14 protein-coding genes and 1 pseudogene are annotated in these 19039 nt (G+C 53.0%); 6 read left to right on the top strand and 9 right to left on the bottom strand.

What is annotated here, in order from left to right; genetic code table 11:
* Nucleotides 1-156: 156 nt before the first annotated feature.
* Nucleotides 157-2184, bottom strand: coding sequence for a BCCT family transporter (locus tag HMPREF2907_RS02520; protein WP_070679729.1), 2028 nt, complete (start codon nt 2182-2184; stop codon nt 157-159).
* A 479-nt stretch (nt 2185-2663) separates the two neighbouring features.
* On the opposite strand from HMPREF2907_RS02520, the gene nadE reads away from it, so the two are divergent.
* On the top strand, nt 2664-3455 hold the full coding sequence (gene nadE / locus HMPREF2907_RS02525; protein ID WP_070442603.1) for an NAD(+) synthase: 792 nt from the start codon (nt 2664-2666) through the stop codon (nt 3453-3455).
* Nucleotides 3456-3611: 156 nt separating this feature from the next.
* A complete protein-coding gene (locus tag HMPREF2907_RS02530; protein ID WP_049226075.1) occupies nt 3612-5636 on the top strand; it encodes a site-specific recombinase in 2025 nt (674 codons plus the stop codon).
* 118 nt (nt 5637-5754) lie between these two features.
* Here the strand turns inward: HMPREF2907_RS02530 and ruvB are convergent, their stop codons facing one another.
* The 8 genes and pseudogenes from ruvB to HMPREF2907_RS02565 all read right to left on the bottom strand — a co-directional run bounded on the left by ruvB (nt 5755) and on the right by HMPREF2907_RS02565 (nt 13764).
* Complete coding sequence (ruvB, locus tag HMPREF2907_RS02535) at nt 5755-6786, bottom strand: Holliday junction branch migration DNA helicase RuvB (protein WP_039404965.1); 1032 nt, start codon at nt 6784-6786, stop codon at nt 5755-5757.
* A 71-nt stretch (nt 6787-6857) separates the two neighbouring features.
* Entirely contained in the window at nt 6858-7166 is a 309-nt protein-coding gene (locus HMPREF2907_RS02540) for a hypothetical protein (protein WP_003756802.1), read from the bottom strand.
* 120 nt (nt 7167-7286) lie between these two features.
* Complete coding sequence (locus HMPREF2907_RS02545) at nt 7287-8540, bottom strand: multifunctional CCA addition/repair protein (RefSeq protein WP_070679755.1); 1254 nt, start codon at nt 8538-8540, stop codon at nt 7287-7289.
* Nucleotides 8541-8684: 144 nt separating this feature from the next.
* Nucleotides 8685-8747, bottom strand: a pseudogene (locus tag HMPREF2907_RS13670) (transposase); the annotation flags it as partial.
* A gap of 103 nt (nt 8748-8850) precedes the next feature.
* Nucleotides 8851-9810 carry an SPFH domain-containing protein gene (locus HMPREF2907_RS02550; RefSeq protein WP_070679731.1) on the bottom strand — a complete coding sequence of 320 codons (960 nt, stop codon included), beginning with the start codon at nt 9808-9810 and terminating at the stop codon, nt 8851-8853.
* Nucleotides 9811-9849: 39 nt separating this feature from the next.
* Nucleotides 9850-10257, bottom strand: coding sequence for an NfeD family protein (locus tag HMPREF2907_RS02555; protein WP_070679735.1), 408 nt, complete (start codon nt 10255-10257; stop codon nt 9850-9852).
* Between the two features lie 143 nt (nt 10258-10400).
* Nucleotides 10401-11711: a DUF2130 domain-containing protein gene (locus HMPREF2907_RS02560; RefSeq protein ID WP_070679738.1), complete on the bottom strand. Its 1311-nt coding sequence runs from the start codon at nt 11709-11711 to the stop codon at nt 10401-10403.
* 283 nt (nt 11712-11994) lie between these two features.
* Nucleotides 11995-13764, bottom strand: a complete 1770-nt coding sequence (locus HMPREF2907_RS02565) for an ABC transporter ATP-binding protein/permease (RefSeq protein ID WP_070679741.1) — start codon at nt 13762-13764, stop codon at nt 11995-11997.
* Nucleotides 13765-14015: 251 nt separating this feature from the next.
* Here HMPREF2907_RS02565 and HMPREF2907_RS02570 point away from each other — a divergent pair, with 251 nt between their 5' ends.
* The 4 genes from HMPREF2907_RS02570 (at nt 14016) to HMPREF2907_RS02585 (ending at nt 18558) form a co-directional block, all read left to right on the top strand.
* Nucleotides 14016-16274 (top strand): TonB-dependent receptor, encoded by a 2259-nt coding sequence (locus HMPREF2907_RS02570; RefSeq protein WP_070679744.1) that lies wholly within the window; start codon nt 14016-14018, stop codon nt 16272-16274.
* 236 nt (nt 16275-16510) lie between these two features.
* The gene (locus HMPREF2907_RS02575; RefSeq protein WP_003756710.1) at nt 16511-17287 is read left to right on the top strand and encodes a ferredoxin--NADP reductase; all 777 of its coding nucleotides are present in this window, start codon (nt 16511-16513) and stop codon (nt 17285-17287) included.
* A gap of 344 nt (nt 17288-17631) precedes the next feature.
* The gene (locus tag HMPREF2907_RS02580) at nt 17632-17832 is read left to right on the top strand and encodes a hypothetical protein (protein ID WP_003742720.1); all 201 of its coding nucleotides are present in this window, start codon (nt 17632-17634) and stop codon (nt 17830-17832) included.
* A gap of 45 nt (nt 17833-17877) precedes the next feature.
* The gene (locus tag HMPREF2907_RS02585; RefSeq protein ID WP_070679746.1) at nt 17878-18558 is read left to right on the top strand and encodes an SIR2 family NAD-dependent protein deacylase; all 681 of its coding nucleotides are present in this window, start codon (nt 17878-17880) and stop codon (nt 18556-18558) included.
* Nucleotides 18559-19039: the final 481 nt, after the last annotated feature.

Below are 19039 nucleotides of genomic sequence, written 5' to 3' on the forward strand. Positions count from 1 at the left end.
GACGAAAACCTGTGTTTGGGTTTCGGCTGTCGAGGGAAGGGCTTTTTTGCAAAGGTCTCGGAATGTGTAGTTTGTTGTACGCATGACAAAAGGTCGTCTGAAAACGGGAAATCCAGTTTTCAGACGACCTTTGTTGCAATTTATTTAAACAAAAACTTATTCTGCCAATTCGGTTTGCCGGTGCGACATGAGTTCTTGTCCGACATCGGTCAGGAGGTTGAGGTAACGCTCGTACTGCTTGAGGATGTCGGCGATGAGTTCACGGCGGTTCATGTATTGCACGTCGTAGCCGCTGCGGCCGTCGAAGAAGTAGGTGTAGGGCTCGTAGGTTAAGTTGTGGCGGATGTGCGGGAGGTGGCCGTCTTTGATAAGCTGTTCGGACACTTCGCGCTTGATGGTTTTAATGCCGTACATGAAGTCGCGCAGGGACTCTTTGTGGATGGTGAATTCGACGGCAGGCTCTTCGCGGTCGAAGTGGGTTTGGATGTCGACGCTCAGGCCGTATTTGTCGGACAACTCTTCGCTTAGTTCGCGCATGGCGGGCAGGGCGGTGGTTTTGAGGAATTTGAGGATGTCTTGTTCCTGCGTTTGGTTCAGCATACGCTCGAGCCTGTCCTGCCAGTTGTCGCCGCTCCAATAGACGCTGGAGGGGGTGACGGCGGTCGTGAAGTATTTGTGGTCGGCGTTTAATCCGCGCCAGAGGCTGAAACACATGATCAGCATGAGCAGGGCGAAAGGCAGGGCGACGATGAGGGTCATGGTCTGCAGGGTGGGCAGTCCGCCGAAGCGCAAAAGGACGATGGCGGCGGCAGACATCAACAGCCCCCACATCACTGCCTGCCAGCGCGGGGCGGCCACGCTTTTGTCGCGGGAGGCGATGTTGTTGAGAACGTAAATGCCGGAGTCTGCGGAGGTGATGAAGAAGAGGGCGATCACCATGAGGCTGACAAGCCCTGTGAGGGTCGGCAGGGGGAGGTATTCGAGGAAGCGGAAGAGGAGTTTTTCGGGCGTGCCGGTCAATTCGCCCAATGCGCCTGCTGCGGTGTGGTCGTTAATCCAGATGGCGGTATCGCCGAAGATGGTAAACCAGATGACGCAGAACAGGGAGGGAACCGCCAAAACGCCGAAAATAAATTCGCGTATGGTGCGTCCGCGCGAGATGCGGGCGATGAAGAGTCCGACGAAAGGCGCCCAAGAACACCACCATGCCCAGTATAAGATGGTCCAGCCGCCGAACCATTCGGTATGGTTTTGTTCGTAGCTGTACGTTTTGAAACTGAGTTGTACGAGGTTGCTCAGGTAAGTGCCGAGGTTGTCGTTGAAGGCGGAGAGCAGGTGGAGGGTCGGGCCGGTGGCGAGGACGAAAACCATCAGTACGAAGGCAAGGGTCAAGTTCATCTCGCTCAACATTTTGACGCCTTTGCCTATGCCGGAGGCGGCGGAGGCGACCGCCAAACCCATGACGGCGAAAATCACGATGGTTTGTACGGAAAAGGTGTTTTCGCTTATCCAGCCGATTTGTGCCAAGCCCGCACCCAACTGCGCCGCGCCGAAACCAAGCGTGGTAATGATGCCGAACAGGGTGGCGACCAGCGCAAGTATGTCGATGATGTCGCCTGCCTTACCGTCGATTTTCTCTTTCAACAGCGGATAAAAGCAGGAACGCAGAGAAAGCGGGAGTTTGTAGCGGAAAGCGAAATAGGCGAGCGCCAACGCCATGGCGGCGTAAACCGACCAGGCATGTACGCCCCAGTGGAAGAGGGTGTGGAGCAACGCGTCCTGCTGCCTTGCGCCGCTGCCGCCTTCGGTGATGGGGGACAGATAATGGGTGAGCGGTTCGGCGACACCGAAAAACATCAATCCGACGCCCATACCCGCCGCGAACAGCATGGCGAGCCAAGACCAAAAGCTAAATTCAGGCTCTTCTTCGTTGCTGCCCAGCTTGATGTTGCCGAAGCTGCTGACCGAAAGTGCGAGCAGGAAGAAGAAGAAGGCTGAAAACGCCAAGATGTAAAACCAACTGAAGTTTTTGAAAATGCCCGTTTTGGCGGCATTGAGGACGGTTTCTGCCTGCTGCGGAATCAAAAGCGCGATGCCGATGACCAGCAGCACGAAGGACAGCGTAACGGAAACGACGAAGGGATTGAACGAAGAGCGGTTGCGTAAGAAATGAAATAAAGACAAACCTTGACCTCCTTTGGGATGGTGAGGCAGGCGGATACGGGCGCAAGGCTGTATATGGTTGATTAACAAAAACTAGGAATAAAACATGGTCTGTTGGACAGGGTCCGAGACTTTCCCGATTTTTGGTAATCCACTATAAAACGCAGACAAAAAACGAATGGCGTTTAAACCGTCCTGCCGGATGAAAAACAAGGGAAAAAGAGAGTAAAAACGCACAGATGAATCGGTCGTAATGGGGGGCGGGTGAGACAAATTGGATGATGATTATTTCTTTGTTTGAAGGAATAATAACAAAATCAAGAAATTGTTTCAAATTGGGAAAGATTGTGCGAAATTTCAGCAGGATTTTATTGCTGATGAAAACAGGGGGAAAGTCGTCTGAAAGCTGCGAAACCGATTTTCAGACGACCTGTCCGGTCCATATGCCGCAGCCTCTCAAAATCGGGTATGATTCCCCCTTTCAAATCAGGAGCCTGACTATGCAGACGCAAGCCGTTATCCGCCATATTGCCGACTGGCTGAAAAACTATGCCGCCGCCGCACACGCCAAGGGATTTGTCGTCGGCGTTTCCGGCGGTATCGATTCCGCAGTCGTTTCTGCCATCGCGGCACGGACGGGGCTGAAGGTTCTGCTGCTTGAAATGCCCATCCGCCAAAAAGCCGACCAAGTCAGCCGCGCGCAGGAGCACATCCGCCGGTTGGAACAGGCGTTTCCCAACGTCAGCGGGATGCGCGTGGATTTGACGCCGACTTTCGATACCTTTGCCGCCGATGTCGAGGTCGATGAAACCGAGTTCCCCGCCAAACAGCTTGCGCTTGCCAACGCCCGCAGCCGCCTGCGGATGCTGACGCTTTATTATTACGGTCAGCTAAACGGTTTGCTGGTTACCGGTACGGGCAACAAAATCGAAGATTTCGGCGTGGGCTTTTTCACCAAATACGGTGACGGCGGCGTGGACATCAGCCCGATTGCCGATTTGACCAAAACGCAGATTTATCAAATTGCCGCCGAACTGGACATTGCCGAGTCCATCCAAAAAGCCGTGCCGACCGACGGGCTTTGGGATACCGAGCGTACGGACGAAGAACAGATGGGCGCAAGCTATCCCGAACTCGAATGGGCGATGAGCGTTTACGGCACGCACCGTCCTGAAGATTTTGAAGGCAGGCAGCGCGAAGTCTTGGAAATCTACACCCGCCTGCACAAAGCCATGCAACACAAAGTCAATCCGATTCCCGTCTGCAAAATTCCCGAAGAGTTGCTGAAATAAACAAGGGGTCGTCTGAAAACGGTTTTCAGACGACCTTTTCAAAACAAAGAGGGTTGAAATCGTCAAACATTGCTCCAAAATATCGAATGTGCTTACAGCAGGTTGCATAAATTACCCGAACTTATCAAACCCGCCGTTTTGTGTAAAAATACCGCAATGGAAAAAATTACTCACCAAAATCTACATCCTTTACTTTCCAAAAGCCTGACCGACACCGATTTCGTCCTTATCCTCAACGCCTTAATCAAATTCCTGCGGCGCGGCGGCAAAAAACAGGCGGCAGAACGCTTCGACCTGATTATCGCCACGCTCAAACAAGACGAAGAACTCGCAAAAAATTTCAGCGGACGCTTCTACCACTGGCTCTCGCAAGTCCACATCTATCCCGCGCTGATCAAACTCGGCATCTTCTCGCGCCACAGCTTTACCCGCGAGATGGGCATACGCATATACGAACGCTTCAGCCCGTCCTACAAAGACTTTGCCAACCTGCGCGAAGTGTTCCTCTACCTTTTCCACTCCGAAAACGACGACAAATGGCTGCAAACCCTCAGCATCCGCCAATGGTTGAGCCTGTACGACCTGATCCGCACCAGCGCCGATCCCGCCTTGCTGCAAAACGCCTGCCGCCAGTTGGTTGACGCTCGTCTGCGCGCCATCGAAATGCTGGCCATTTGGATTGCCTCCGAAGCCATCGAACCCGACCTCATCCGCATCGCCCCGCGCCTGCTCGAAGCCGATTCGCCCTTCGTCGCCCTCCAGCGCGAAACCGCCAAACTGGTCGAACACTACCGTAACGACACCACCCCTTACGACACCGCCCACCTCGAAGTCATGTTCGACCAGTGCAGCAAGCAAATTGACTATCTGCGTCGCAAAGGAACGGGCGCAGGCTCAGGCTCGTCCGTCAAAGTCGCCCACCTGCTTGAACGGCTCCAGCAGACCATAGGTCGTCTGAAATTGCTCACCGACATCCAAACCGATGCCGGCAACCGCAACCGCCTGACCATTACCCTGATGAACTCCCTCATCTACGCTGCGGTCGAGCAATACAGTACCCGCCACCTGCGCCGCAGCAGCATACGCATGCTCGCCCGCAGCATTACCGAAAACAAAAGCCACCACGGTGAGCATTACATCACCCGCAACCGCAAAGAATATTTCAAAATGTTCTACTCCGCGGCGGGTGGCGGCGTCATCATCGCCCTGATGGCATTGCACAAAATCCACATCGGCACACTCGGCTTCAGCCCCTTCGTTACCTCCTTGCTGTCAGGGCTCAACTACGGCATAGGCTTCATGCTCATCCATATGCTGCACTGCACCGTCGCCACCAAGCAGCCCGCCATGACCGCCGCCAGCTTCGCCGAACAAGTCGATCTCAACGAAGGCGGCAAAGCGGTGGACAACAAGCTCGCCAAGCTCCTTATCGACGTATGCCGCTCCCAAAGCGTCGCCGTCTTCGGCAACGTTTCCATCGCCATCCTCTTGGCGTGCGCCATATCGTTCGGCTATGCCCATCTGCACCAACAGCCCATACTCGATGCACATACCACCGCCTACCAGTTCAAATCCATAGACATTATCGGTCATCCAACGCTATGGTATGCCGCCATCGCAGGCTTGTGGCTGTTCTGTTCCGGCATCATCGCAGGCTTCTTCGACAACCGTGCCGACTACCTCAACCTGCGCCAACGCCTGCCCTTCAATCCCTTGTTGCGCAAAATCATGCGCCCCAAACCCCGCCGCGTCCTCGCCGCCTACATTCACAAACACTACGGCTCGCTGGTCGGCAACTTCATCTTCGGTATGCTCTTGGGCATGACCGGCTACTTCGGACACCTCCTCGGTCTGCCGCTGGACATCCGCCATGTTGCCTTCTCATCCGCCAACCTAGGCTACGCCGCCGTCAGCGGCAACGTCGGCTTTGGTACATTCATGCTCGGCATTTGCAGCGTCCTCGCCATCGGCTTGGTCAACCTCATCGTCAGCTTCACCCTCGCCCTCTTCGTCGCCCTGCGCTCGCGCGGCACGAAAATCGGCAGCGTCGGCAATTTGTGCAAAAGCTTCTGGCAGCAGATTAAGGCAAACCCGCTGATCTTGTTTTTCCCGGTTACGCCGGTTCAGACAGATAAAGACGGCGGGAAAGATACTGCCAAAGAGGGTGAGGACAAACACTAGCTTACGAGAAAAGCACTTGCCTTTATCCTGACTCAAGTCTTCCATTCGAATGGATACAAAAAGGTCGTCTGAAAACCAAAAATCCGGTTTCAGACGACCTTTCTTCATTTCAATACGCTTATTTTTCCATTTTCAAGCCGAAGTGCAGGTAGGCGCGTTCGGTGGCCATTCTGCCGCGCGGGGTACGTTGCAGGAAGCCTTGTTGGATGAGGTAGGGTTCGATAACGTCCTCGATGGTGTCCGTGGATTCGCCGATGGCGGCGGCAACGTTATCAAGACCGACGGGACCGCCGCTGAATTTGTGCAGGATGGCTTCGAGGAATTTTCTGTCCATGACGTCCAAACCTTGCGCGTCCACATCCAGCATGCTTAAAGCGGCATCGGCGATGGCGGCATCGATGACGCCGTTGTTTTTCACATCGGCAAAATCGCGGACGCGGCGCAGCAGGCGGTTGGCGATGCGGGGTGTGCCGCGGCTACGCTTGGCGACTTCCATTGCGCCTTCTTCGCCCATGTCGAGTTGCAGTAATTGTGCGGAACGGCTGACGATGGTGGCAAGGTCTTGATTTTGATAAAACTCCAAGCGGGCAACGATGCCGAAGCGGTCGCGCAGTGGGTTGGTCAGCATACCTGCGCGGGTGGTCGCGCCGACGAGGGTGAAGGGCGGCAGGTCGATTTTGACGGAACGGGCGGCAGGGCCTTCGCCTATCATGATGTCGAGTTGGTAGTCTTCGAGCGCGGGGTAGAGGATTTCTTCGACGACGGGGCTGAGGCGGTGGATTTCGTCGATGAACAATACGTCGTGCGGCTCGAGGTTGGTCAGAAGGGCGGCAAGGTCGCCGGCGCGTTCGAGGACGGGGCCGCTGGTTTGGCGCAGGTTGACGCCCAGCTCTTTGGCGATGATGTGCGCCAGCGTGGTTTTGCCCAGTCCGGGCGGGCCGAAGAGCAGGGTGTGGTCTAGGGCTTCGCCGCGTTTTTTGGCGGCTTGGATAAAGATGGCGAGCTGTTCTTTGGCTTTGTCCTGCCCGATATAGTCGTCCAGCGTTTTAGGGCGCAGGGCGCGCTCAAGCAACTCTTCCTGCGAGGAGATGCTTTGGGCGGTGATGATGCGCTGGGGTTGGGCGGCGGTCAGGTTGTCGGTTTGCAGCATGGGTTTTCCGATGGGTTCGGGGTCGTCTGAAAAGCGGTTTGCCGTTTTCAGACGACCTTTTTGAAAGGGGTTTAGCCGCGTGTTTCGCGCCAAACAAGGTAATCGCGCAGGGGCGGCATGGGCGGGTTGATGCAGTGGGGGCAGATGCCTGTGGTGTCTTCGTCGTCGCTGTCGATGTGGTAGGCGTTGGGGTCGAAGCGCACCTGCTGCATCACCGCCTGCGCCAATGCCTGCGCCTGAACGACGTCGAAGGTAAATTTTTCGAGGATTTCGTTCAGCAGGCGGATTTCGCCTTCGCTGAATTCTACGCTGTGTTTGAGGATGAGGCGTTGGTAATCTTCGTTGTTGATTTTGGGCAATAAATCGGTCTGAATGGTCATGATTTTTATGTTTGGAACGGAATGGCTGAGAGGCAGATTATAGCGGATATGGCGGCGGCTGTTTCAAAGCTTGGGTTGGGTATCGTCCTCAAAACTTTAAAAGTCGCTGTATTGGGCATTTTAATGTCTTTCTGTTTTGTCTTGCGCCGCCTGATACGCTTTTTGCAAAGGAGCAATTTCTGCCAACCGCGCCCGGTCGATTTCTTCGGCGATAAGGTGCGCTTTTCCCTGTGCGCGGCATTCGGCGGCGATTTTGCCCGAATCCACTTGGTTGGCGGCTTCGAGCAGGGCGAGCCAGTGCGCGCGTTGCGGGTAGGGAGTGTGTTCGCGGTTCAGACGGCCTTGCGTGTCGGCAATACAGACGTTTAAGGTGGCGGTGAAGCGTTCGGGTCGTCTGAAAGCGTCGGTTTTTTTCAAAACGGTCAAGATGGTTTTGCTTTTAAGTTCTACGGCTTTATGAAACATGATGTGCCAGCGGCAGACAAGTTCGGCAAGCTCGGCGCAGTGTCTCGGCGCGCGCAGCCGCTGATTGACTTCGCGCACGGGCTCGACGCCGGCGAGGTCGTGTCCGTGGTGGCGCGGCAGGATGTCAGGCGGCGTTTTGGCTTTGCCCAAATCGTGCAGCAGGGCGGCGTAGCGTTCGGGTAGCGTCAGACCCATATCGGCGGCGCGTTGCAGCGTCATCAGGGTATGGATGCCGCTGTCGATTTCGGGATGATAGTCGGCGCGTTGCGGCACGCCGAAGAGGGCATCGACCTCGGGCAGCAAAACTTTGAGCGCGCCGCATTCGCGCAATACTTCAATCATCCTGCGGGGATTTTTTTCCATCAAGCCTTTCGCCAACTCCTGCCAGACACGTTCGGCAACCAAAGCGTCCGCTTCACCGTTTTTAACCATCTGCCGCATCAGTTTCATGGTTTCTTCGGCTATTTCAAATCCGTAGCGCGCGGCAAAGCGGGCGGTGCGCAGGATGCGGACGGGGTCTTCGGCAAAGGCGGGGGAAACGTGGCGCAAAATGCCCGCCGCCAAATCCTGTTGTCCGCCGAAGGGGTCGATGATGAGGTCGTCTGAATCCTGCGCCATCGCGTTGATGGTCAGGTCGCGGCGCATCAAATCCTGCTCCAGCGTAACGTCTTTGTCGGCGTGAAAACTGAAACCGGCGTAGCCCTTGGCGATTTTGCGTTCGGTGCGGGCGAGGGCGTATTCTTCGTGGGTGTCGGGGTGGAGGAACACGGGAAAATCTTTGCCGACCGGCTGGAAGCCCTGCGCCAGCATGGTTTGTGCGTCGGCACCGACGACCACCCAGTCTCGGTCTTTGACGGGCAAACCCAAAAGATAATCGCGGACGGCGCCGCCGACGAGGTAGGTTTTGATGGTGTGTGTTTTCTGAGTCATTGAATTGGTCTTGGGTAACAATCAGAATGTATAGTGGATTAACTTTAAACCGGTACGGCGTTGCCTCGCCTTAGCTCAAAGAGAACGATTCTCTAAGGTGCTGAAGCACCAAGTGAATCGGTTCCGTACTATTTGTACTGTCTGCGGCTTCGTCGCCTTGTCCTGATTTAAATTTAATCCACTATAGTTGAATACAGGTCGTCTGAAAAACGGTTCGGCAAAATTCGCTGTTAATTTAGCGAAACGCGTTGCACTCGTTTTCAGACGACCTTGTGGCAAAACGTAAGGTTTATTTTGCCGCTTTGTTGCTGTCGATAATCTTCAGTCCGGCTGAAACCAGGCTGCCGATGTCGGCGACGTTGGCAGGCATAATCAGAGTTGTGCTTTCTTTTGCCAAATTGCTGAATGCTTCGACATATTGCTCGGCAACTTTCAGGTTGACGGCTTCGGAGCCGCCTTCTGCGCGGACAGCCTCGGCGATTTTACGGATGGCGTCGGCGTTGGCTTCGGCAACCAGGCGCAGGGCTTCGGCTTCACCTTGTGCGCGGTTGATGCGGGCGATTTTTTCGCCGTTTGACGCATTGATGGCGGCTTGCGCTTCACCTTCGGACTGTTGGATTTCCGCTTCGCGCTGACCGCTGGCAAGGTTGATTTGCTCGATTTTGCGGCCTTCGGATTCGGCGATGCGGGCGCGTTTTTCACGTTCGGCGGTAATTTGCGCCTGCATAGAACGCAGGATTTCTTGCGGCGGAACCAAGTCTTTGATTTCGTAACGCAATACTTTCACGCCCCATGCGCCTGCCGCTTCGTCGAGCGCGGAAACGACAATGCTGTTGATTTCGTCGCGTTCTTCAAACGTTTTGTCCAACTCCATGCGGCCGATAACCGAACGCAGCGTGGTTTGGGCAAGCTGGGTAATCGCCATGATGTAGTTGCTGGAGCCGTAGGAAGCGAGTTTCGGATCGGTTACTTGGAAGTAGATGATGCCGTCAACGGTAAGCTGGGTGTTGTCGCGTGTGATACAAACTTGGCTGGGAACGTCCAAAGGCACTTCTTTGAGCGAGTGGCGGTAGGCGACGCGGTCGACGAAAGGAATCAGGATGTTCAGACCGGCGGTCAGCGCGTTGTGGAATCTGCCGAGGCGTTCGACGACGTAAACTTCCTGCTGCGGCACGACGATAAAGGCTTTGAAGCCGAAAATCAAGACGACGATCAGCAGGATGACGGGCAAGCTGTATAAAAAGTCCATTGTTTTTCCTTTTAAACCATAACAGGGCGGATTACTGAATCAATTCAAACGAATGAGTAAGACATTACCGTTTTTACCGGTAATCACGGCAGTAGAGGTCGTCTGAACGGCATCGGCATTTTCAGCCTGCGCCTGCCAGCGCGTCCCCCGATAAGAAACTTCATAGCAATCGCCGTGAAGGCGGCGGAGGATTTGAACGGTCTGTCCGATGTCCAAATCATCGTTCAATTCTTGGCGGGGCGCAGTTTTTTTGAATTTACTGTGTACCACCCAGATACCGACGGCGGATAAAACGGCTGCCGCAGCGACGGCAATCGACGTATCGCCGGTCAGCCAATACACCAAACCTGCACCGAACAAAGCCGCACTGACCACCAAGAGATACACAGTGCCGACGAACAGCTCGACGATCAGGACGGCGGCAGCGGCAATAAACCAAGTGGTCATGCGGGATTCCTTTCATTATTAATGTGTAGGGACAGGCTTCATCATAGCTGTATCGCAGGTAATATTCAAACGGCTTTGACTCGGGAAAGGTCGTCTGAAAACGGGGAAGGCCGCTTTCAGACGACCTTTACTTCATACGAACCTCAATCCTCTTTTTTCTCCAACGCGGCAAAGGCAGCCTTCATGGTCGGGTTTTTGCGTACTAATTTTTTGACGGTCAGGTCGGTTGCTTTGTTGTTGGCGAGGCGCAGGTTGTTTTCTGAAGAGAGTAGGGCTTCTTTGGTTTTTTGCAGGTGGCTGATGGTTTTGTCGATTTCGTCGATGGCGGTTTGGAACTTGCGGCTGGCGAGTTCGTAATTGCGGGCGAAATCGGTTTTGAACTTGTCCAAGTCTTCTTCAAAATGCGTGATGTCGATGTTTTGCGCGCGCATTTGTGCCAATTCCTGTTTGTATTTCAATGAATTGAGCGCGGCGTTGCGCAGCAGGGAGACGATGGGGATGAAAAACTGCGGGCGCACGACGTACATTTTCGGGTAAGCGTAGGATACATCGACGATGCCGTTGTTGTAGAGTTCGCTGTCGGCTTCCAAGAGTGAGACGAGTACGGCGTATTCGCAGTTTTTCTCTCTGCGGTCTTTGTCCAACTCTTTAAAAAAGTGTTCGTTTTTCTTTTTGGTGGCGGTTTCGTCGCTTTCGTTTTTCATCTCGAACATGATGGAGATGATTTCGTTGCCTTCTTCGTCGGTTTCGCGGTAGATGTAGTCGCCTTTGCTGCCGGTTTTGGCGTCGTTGTCTTTGCCGAATACGGCTTGGGGAAAGGCGGTGGTGCGGATGCGGTTGAATTCGGTTTCGCAGTGCTGCTCTAGGCTTTCACCTATCATTTTGGTGGACTGTCTGGCTTTGAAGTCTTTGTAGAAGGCGATGGTTTCGTCTTTTTGTTTGAGTTCGGCTTCGTATTTTTCGCGCAGGCTTTGTTTTTCCAACTGGTTTTCTTTGGATTGCAGCATGAGCTGGGTGTTCAGATTGCTCAATTCGCGCTCTTTTTCGGCAACGGCTTTGGTGATTTCCAGCTCTTTTTCCATGTTTTTCGCCGTTTCCAGCGATTTTGCCTGCGCTTTCAGTTCTGCAATCAATTTATCTTGTTCGGCGATTTGCGCTTTCAGACGACCTTCGATTTCGGCGGCGGCAAGTTTGCTGTCTTTTTCGTAGGCGTTGATTTGGTTGGATAGGGCGGCGATTTCGTGGTTTTTGTCGGCTAGGATTTTGTCGAACTGATTTTGTGCCTGCGCTTGGGCAAGCTGCATATCGCTTTGAAACTGCATCTGCGCCTGTTGCAGGCGCTCGTGGATTTCGGTTTGAAATTCTTGGGTGCGGACTTGGTTCAGGATGTCGGCGTAACTGGCTTCGTTGACGGTAAACGCGGTGTGGCAGTGCGGGCATTTGATTTCGTGCATGGTGGGTTTCCCTTTTATTTGAGAGTGGGATTTTAGCAGAAAGGTCGTCTGAAAAAGTTTTAGCAAAACTCGCTGCGCACGTTTTGGCGAAACCCTTACGGGTTTTCAGACGACCCTGTTGCTTTATAGTGGATTAACAAAAATCAGGACAAGGCGACGAAGCCGCAGACAGTACAGATAGTACGGTACCGATTCACTTGGTGCTTCAGCACCTTAGAGAATCGTTCTCTTTGAGCTAAGGCGAGGCAACGCCGTACCGGTTTAAAGTTGATCCACTATACATTCAATCGTAAACTGCGTTGCCGACATCGAGGCGGAAATCATGAAACTCGTTGAGCGTGCTGCGGTGGCCGATGCTGATGATGATGCTCTGCGGCAGTTTTTGCTTCAAGGCGCGGTAGAGCAGGGCTTCGGTCGGTTCGTCCAAAGCGGCGGTGGCTTCGTCGAGTAGGATGACTTTGGGCTGTGAAAGCAGGGCGCGGACGAAGGCGACGCGTTGCAGTTCGCCGGGGGAGAGTTTATGTTGCCAGTCGTCGGTTTTGTCCAATTTATCAATGAGATAACCTAAACGACAGGTGTTCATGGCTTCGGCTAGTTCGGGATGCTGTTTGTCGATGTCGGGATAACAAATCGCGTCGCGCAGGCTGCCTTGCGCCGTGTAGGGGCGTTGCGGCAGGAAGAGGATGTCTTGATGCGGCGGACGACTGACTTTGCCGCTGCTGCCGAACGGCCAAAGCCCTGCCAGCACGCGCAGCAGCGAGGTTTTGCCGCAACCGCTAGGGCCGCGTATCAGCAGAGAATCGCCGCTTTTGAGGTTGACGTTGATGCCGCTCAACAGGACTTCGCCGTTGTGGCGGAACAGGGCGACGTTTTCCAGCGAGAGGTCGTCTGAAACTTCGGTAATGTCGGGTTGCTGCGCGCTGTGTTGTTCTTCCGTACTCAACAAGAATCCGTACAGACGCTCCAGTCGGGCGCGGTAGGCGGTGAATGTGTTGTAGAACATCCGAAAGAAGGAGAGGGCGTTTTGCAGTCGGGCGAAGGCTTGGACGGTCTGCTGGATGTCGCCGATTTTGATTTGTCCGGCAAACAGGCGCGGGGCTTGCAAAATAATGGGGAAGAGCTTGATTCCGTTGGTAAACATATCATTAAAGCCGCTCAAGCAGACGCTTTGGCGGGCAATGCGCCAACGGTTGCGGATGATGGCTTTGAAGCGGTCGGCAAGCTGGTCGTGTTCGTGTTTTTCGCCGCTGTAAAACGCCACGCTTTCGGCGTGGTCGCGCACGCGGATGAGGGAGTAGCGGTAGTCGCCGTTGAGTTTTTCGTTTTCATAGTTGTAACGAATCAAAGGGTTGCCTATCCACATGGCGATAAAGGTCGCCAAAATCACAAACATATAGACAAACCAAACGATGCCGTGCGGAATGTCGAAGCCGAACACGGTCAGGATGCCCGCCAAGCCCCACAAGACAACGGCAAATTCCAGCGAGGTAACGACCGAATTGACCATGCCGCGCACAAATTCTATGGTCGAGGCGATGAAATCCTGCGCATCTTGTTGGATACGCTGGTCGATGTTGTCCGGCGCATGGCGGCGCATTTGCAGGCGGTAGTAGTTTTTGTCGGCAAGCCAGCGCGTCGTCAGCACTTCATTGAGCCGCTCCGACCATTTAATTGCCAAGCCTTGATCGAGAAAATCGTTGACGACGTTGTTAAACGCTCGCACCAACACCACACCCGCGTTCATCGCGGCAAACATCCAAAACGCGGAGGCGTTCAAATCCTGCAGCGAGTCGTAAAGCCCTTTGGACATAAAAGTACTCAATACATTCAGCCGTACTTCAGTTAACAGCAGCGCAATCATCGCCGTAATCAGCAGCAATACTTTGACCGCGCTTTTCGGCGTCAGACACAGCCGCAGGATATAGGCGAACTCCCGCCCGAAGCGCGTTTCGCGTGCCAAAAACAGAATCACCGCAGAGGCGGCGGCGACCATCAATAAGGTTTGTAACAGCCAAGACGGCGTGGAATAAAGCTCGATTTGCCATTTTTGCATTGCGTTATCTCTTTAGTCAGATTGATCAGACAGCAGGCAGAGGTCGTCTGAAAACTGAATTTGTCATTTGTTTGTAGGGTTTGAGGTAAAAATTGAGAGAGTGTTGTATTTTTTGTTTTTACAAATGGTTCTCATAACGAAGTATAGAAGTGCGGAATGTTATCAAATATAATTGTGTAACAAAATTACTTTGTGATTTTTAACACGCTTATTGCAACAAAAATAACCCACCTCAAAAACAGAAGGAATTTATGAACAGCAAATTAGCCCTGATGCCGCTTTTGATTGCGAGCGCATTTTCTTATGCCGCCGATGAAGCGACACCCGAAACCCCTGTGCAACAGCAGTTGCAGGAAGTCAATGTCCGCGCCGACGCCAAACGCGTCAAAGCCGCCCGCTCTTACTCCATCGCCAGCGACGGCGACTTGCGCGACCGCGTGAACTTGGGCGTATTGGGCAAAGCCAACGCCTTTACCGCGCCGATTACCGTCGTCAACTACGACGAACAAGCCCTCAACAACACCGAAGCGCGTACTTTGGTGGATGCCGTAGCGAAAAAAGACGCTTCCGTTTGGCAGTTCGGCGGCGAAAGCAACACATTGACCGGCCTGTATTTCCGCGGTTATCAGCTTGATGCGCGCCAATTCAGCGTCAACGGTTTGGCGGGCATGTACGGCACGCAAGGCACAGCCAGCGTGCAAGTCGGCTCCGCGCAATTGATTAAAGGCGCGTCCACCGCCGTAAACGGCATGGACCCTGAAGGCGCGGTATCTGGTTCCGTCAATATCGAAACCAAAAAAGCCGCCGATGAAGGCAACCGCAAAATCGGCTTGGGCTGGTTCAGCAACAACCGCGCCCAAGGTACGTTCGACTTGGGTCAACGCTTCGGCGAAAACAAAGAATTCGGCGTGCGCGCCAACGGCAAACTGCGCCACGGCGACACCCCGCGCCACGGTTACAGCGAGGACAACAAAGAATTTGCCTTGAATGCCGACTACCGCGGCGAAAAACTGCGCGTGGCGTTCGATTCCATCTACGCGAAACGCAAAACCAACGGCGGCCGCGCGCGTATGCAGGATATTCAAAACGCCAACGGCCGCTTGTTTGACGCGCCCGATGGCAAAGTGAACCTGCTGCCAAGTTGGAACTGGCAGAACACCGTCGGTCGAACCAATATGCTGACTTTCGAATGGGATGCGTTTGAGAATGCGCAAATTACCGGCGGTATCGGTTACAACAAGGCGCGTTATTACGGCACGCTGATTTCTCCGACTATTTGCGGTAAAGATGGCGCAAGCAGCCAAACCGCAACCTGCTCAAGCGCCAACCAATACCACACAGGCACGGCGCGCCTGACCGACCAATATTTCCGCACTTTGAGTATGAACCTTACTGCACGCGGTGAATTTGAAACCGGGCCGGTAACACATAACTGGAGTACTGCTTTTGACCGCATTATCCGTCAACGTGCAACGATCAATGGTAGTGCAGCCGGTAAAAGCAAGGTAGAAGTTAAAGCAAACGAAAATATTGAGAGTAAATTGGCATCGTTTAGAGCTGACTATCCAAACTCATGGGCGAACTCTGCCAACTTGGATGCCAATATCAAGGTTAACAGTTTGGCTTTGTCCGACACACTGGGCTTCGTCGACAACAAATACCGCCTGACCTTGGGCGGACGCTTCCAAGCGGTTGAATACACCGATAAAAAAGAAGGTAAAAGCGGAGATTCCAAACGCTTCAGCCCAATGCTGATGGCTGCATGGGTGCCGCAGCCCGATTTGGTCGTGTACGGCAACTATATGGAAGACTTGGAGCCTGCCGACATCAAAACCGATGATTCCGGTGAAACCACGATGTCCAAACCGCGCGTCAGCCGTCAATTTGAAATCGGCGTACGCAAAAACTGGGGTGACTTTGTCACTACTTTGAACGCGTTCCAAATCAAACGCCCGGGTTACTGGCGCGGCAATACCAAAAAAGGTACTGATTTTGCAGCATACAAAGCAGCAGGAGGCGCAGCCGGTGACAAACAAGGTTTTGAGCGTAACCGCGGTATCGAGTTCAACACCTATGCCAATCTGTTGAACAACACCCTGCGTCCGAGCTTTGGCTTAATGTACCTGCAATCGACTGTGAAAAATTATCCGAACGCAGCCGATAATCTTGTTAACGGCGTACAAGTTGCCAACCCGCGCGTGATTGCCAAAGCGGGCGTGGAATGGGATACCCCGTTTGCCAAAGGTCTGACCTTGAACGGCAATGTTTCGTATTTCGGCAAGTCTTACCAAGACACGCAAAAACAATACGCCTTCCCGTCCTATACCTTGGTTGACGTAGGCGCGCGCTACAAAACCAAGCTGGGTAAAAATACTTTGACCGTCAGCAGCTCGGTAGAAAACCTGTTCAACAAAAACTACTGGCAGGTACAGCGCGGCCAATACGACCGCAGCTTCGCCGTCGTCGGCATGCCGAGTACTTATTGGCTGAAAGCGGAATTGGATTTCTAATATCCGAACAGGTCAACCGGCAAAGACAAAGGTCGTCTGAAAATCCTCAATCTGGGTTTTCAGACGACCTTTACTAAAAAGCAAGCATTGTGATGATAAATATTTTCGTTTAAAATTGCGCGTTTGCTCTAATTCGGCATTATCTATCCACAGGCGAGAGAGGTCGTCTGAAACCCTTTTAAACCATCATCCGCCCGACCCGCGCGATCAGACGGATTTACCGACAGGAAACTCAAATGGCAGCATTCAATACCCAAAAAGTATTGTCCGTACACCACTGGACGGATGCGTATTTCACCTTTACCTGCACCCGAGACGAATCGTTGCGCTTCGAAAACGGCCAATTCGTCATGGTCGGATTGATGGTGGACGGCAAGCCGCTGATGCGCGCATACAGCGTCGCCTCCGCCAACTGGGAAGAACACCTCGAATTTTTCAGCATTAAAGTCCAAGACGGCCCTCTGACCAGCCGCCTGCAACACCTTAAAGTCGGCGACGACGTGTTGATCAGCAAAAAACCGACCGGAACTTTGGTTGCCGGCGACCTGAATCCCGGCAAACACCTTTACCTGTTGAGTACCGGTACCGGCATCGCCCCTTTCTTGAGCATCACCAAAGACCCTGAAATTTACGAGCAATTTGAAAAAATCATCCTCGTGCACGGCGTGCGTTACAAAAAAGATTTGGCGTACTACGACCGCTTCACCAAAGAATTGCCCGAACACGAATACCTCGGCGACTTGGTTAAAGAAAAACTGATTTACTACCCCATCGTTTCCCGCGAAGACTACGAACACCACGGCCGCCTGACCGACCTGATGGTTAGCGGCAAACTGTTTGAAGACATCGGTCTGCCCAAAATCAACCCGCAAGACGACCGCGCCATGCTCTGCGGCAGTCCAGCCATGCTGAAAGACACCTGCAAAGTTCTGGACGATTTCGGTTTGACCGTCTCCCCGAAAACCGGCGTACGCGGCGACTACCTGATTGAGCGCGCGTTTGTGGATCAATAAGGTTTTTGTTTTTAAGGATAGATAAAGGTCGTCTGAAAAGTTATGAAAACTTTTCAGACGACCTTTTGGCTTTTAAACCGATAATAGGTAAACGAATGAAAGAATCAGGTGGGAGAATTTATATCACATCGGCTTTGTGATACATTTCATATCTTTACAAACCGCTATATGAAAGGCGGCGGGTAGGCAGTTTGACTGTTTGACAGTGGATTCAAATAGAAAATATTTGTACCGTGATTGCCGCGGCAGGTATTTCTTATTTGAATTTACTCCTTTCCAATCTGCCGTTTCATTCCCGATTATCGCGCCCTTCGTTATTGCACATCAAAAATACAGGAAAACAAATGTTTTGGTACATCATAGGTTTTTGCGCCTTTGTCGTTTCGCTTCTCGCGCTTTGGGTCAACGCCAGCGCATTCGGTATGCAGGATGACGATACGCCGCAATCGGAATACGAAAAACGCCTTGGTCTGGGAACGAAATTGAAAGACAAGGAAACCGCCGCCAAAGAGCGTGCCGCCGCGCGTTTCCATCCGGACGATTGAGCCGTTTGGCAATATGGGTTTCAGACGGCATAAGGAGTCCGAACAATGAAAAAATGCGTTGTCCTGACCGGCGCGGGAATCAGCGCCGACAGCGGGTTGCTGACTTTTCGCGATGCGGGCGGTTTGTGGGAAGGACATAAGGTTACAGATGTTTGTACGCCCGAAGCCTTGGCGAACAATCCCAAGCTCGTGATTGATTTTTACAACCAGCGCAGGCTTCAGGCAAACGCCGCCGAGCCGAACGCCGCGCATCTGGCGTTGGTCAAGCTGGCGCAATATTACGATGTGCACATCATCACGCAGAATGTGGACGGGCTGCACGAGAAGGCAGGCAGCAGCAAAGTATTGCACTTGCACGGCGAGCTGAACAAACTGCGCAGCACCGTCGATGAAGAAGAAATCATCGAATTTACCGGCGAGCAGACCGACGATGTGCGCGACAGCCAAGGCAATCCGATGCGCCCGCATATCGTGTTTTTCGGCGAACAGGTGCCGATGTTTGACGCGGCGGTTGAGGAAATGCGCGATGCCGATGTGGTCATGATCGTCGGCACGTCGATGCAGGTTTATCCGGCGGCTTCGCTGATTCATTACGCGCCGCCCGATGCGGAACGCTATCTGGTCGATCCGAACCCGCAAAGCGTGGGCGCGGATGTCGAAGTGATTCCGAAACGCGCGGCGGAAGGTGTGCCGGCATTGGTCGAGTATTTGATTGGTCGGGTTTGAGAATTAAGGAAAGGTCGTCTGAAGAAGTTTCAGACGACCTTTGGTATTGTATGGAGTTATGGGGTTGGAGATTGTTTGGCGGGAAGTTTAAATGTTAAGAGTGGATATTGTCTTCACTCTTGCCCCTAGATGACTAACCTATCGCTGTCATTCCCGCGCAGGCAGGAATCCGGAAGTTTAAAGTTATGGCAGCTTTGAATCATTCCGAAATGCCGAAGCCTGGATTCCCGCTTGCGCGGGAATGACGATGGATAAGGGTTTCTTTGAATTTTTTAAAGATAGGTTTGGTGGTGGTTTTCGTGGGCAAAGCCCACGCTACGGTTGGGCTATTGATTGGGTTTAGGATAAAAGGTCGTCTGAAATCTTTTGATTTGACGGTAGATTGAGTTGGAAATTGGAATCGCAGAATATTCAATAATTCTTGTTGGGTTTTACCTCAATCTATACTTGCTTAAAACCATTGTTTTTGAAAAGGTAAAAT

This window comes from Neisseria sp. HMSC055H02 (assembly GCF_001813335.1).
GTDB lineage: Bacteria > Pseudomonadota > Gammaproteobacteria > Burkholderiales > Neisseriaceae > Neisseria > Neisseria sicca_C.

What these genes read in the sequence shown, in the direction of transcription:
- HMPREF2907_RS02580 (WP_003742720.1), top strand. Translation starts at nt 17,632, where the DNA reads ATGTTTTGGTACATCATAGGTTTTTGCGCCTTTGTCGTTTCGCTTCTC.
- HMPREF2907_RS02575 (WP_003756710.1), top strand. Translation starts at nt 16,511, where the DNA reads ATGGCAGCATTCAATACCCAAAAAGTATTGTCCGTACACCACTGGACG.
- HMPREF2907_RS02540 (WP_003756802.1), bottom strand. Translation starts at nt 7,166, where the DNA reads ATGACCATTCAGACCGATTTATTGCCCAAAATCAACAACGAAGATTAC.
- nadE (WP_070442603.1), top strand. Translation starts at nt 2,664, where the DNA reads ATGCAGACGCAAGCCGTTATCCGCCATATTGCCGACTGGCTGAAAAAC.
- HMPREF2907_RS02585 (WP_070679746.1), top strand. Translation starts at nt 17,878, where the DNA reads ATGAAAAAATGCGTTGTCCTGACCGGCGCGGGAATCAGCGCCGACAGC.
- ruvB (WP_039404965.1), bottom strand. Translation starts at nt 6,786, where the DNA reads ATGCTGCAAACCGACAACCTGACCGCCGCCCAACCCCAGCGCATCATC.
- HMPREF2907_RS02560 (WP_070679738.1), bottom strand. Translation starts at nt 11,711, where the DNA reads ATGCACGAAATCAAATGCCCGCACTGCCACACCGCGTTTACCGTCAAC.
- HMPREF2907_RS02530 (WP_049226075.1), top strand. Translation starts at nt 3,612, where the DNA reads ATGGAAAAAATTACTCACCAAAATCTACATCCTTTACTTTCCAAAAGC.
- HMPREF2907_RS02570 (WP_070679744.1), top strand. Translation starts at nt 14,016, where the DNA reads ATGAACAGCAAATTAGCCCTGATGCCGCTTTTGATTGCGAGCGCATTT.
- HMPREF2907_RS02550 (WP_070679731.1), bottom strand. Translation starts at nt 9,810, where the DNA reads ATGGACTTTTTATACAGCTTGCCCGTCATCCTGCTGATCGTCGTCTTG.
- HMPREF2907_RS02555 (WP_070679735.1), bottom strand. Translation starts at nt 10,257, where the DNA reads ATGACCACTTGGTTTATTGCCGCTGCCGCCGTCCTGATCGTCGAGCTG.
- HMPREF2907_RS02565 (WP_070679741.1), bottom strand. Translation starts at nt 13,764, where the DNA reads ATGCAAAAATGGCAAATCGAGCTTTATTCCACGCCGTCTTGGCTGTTA.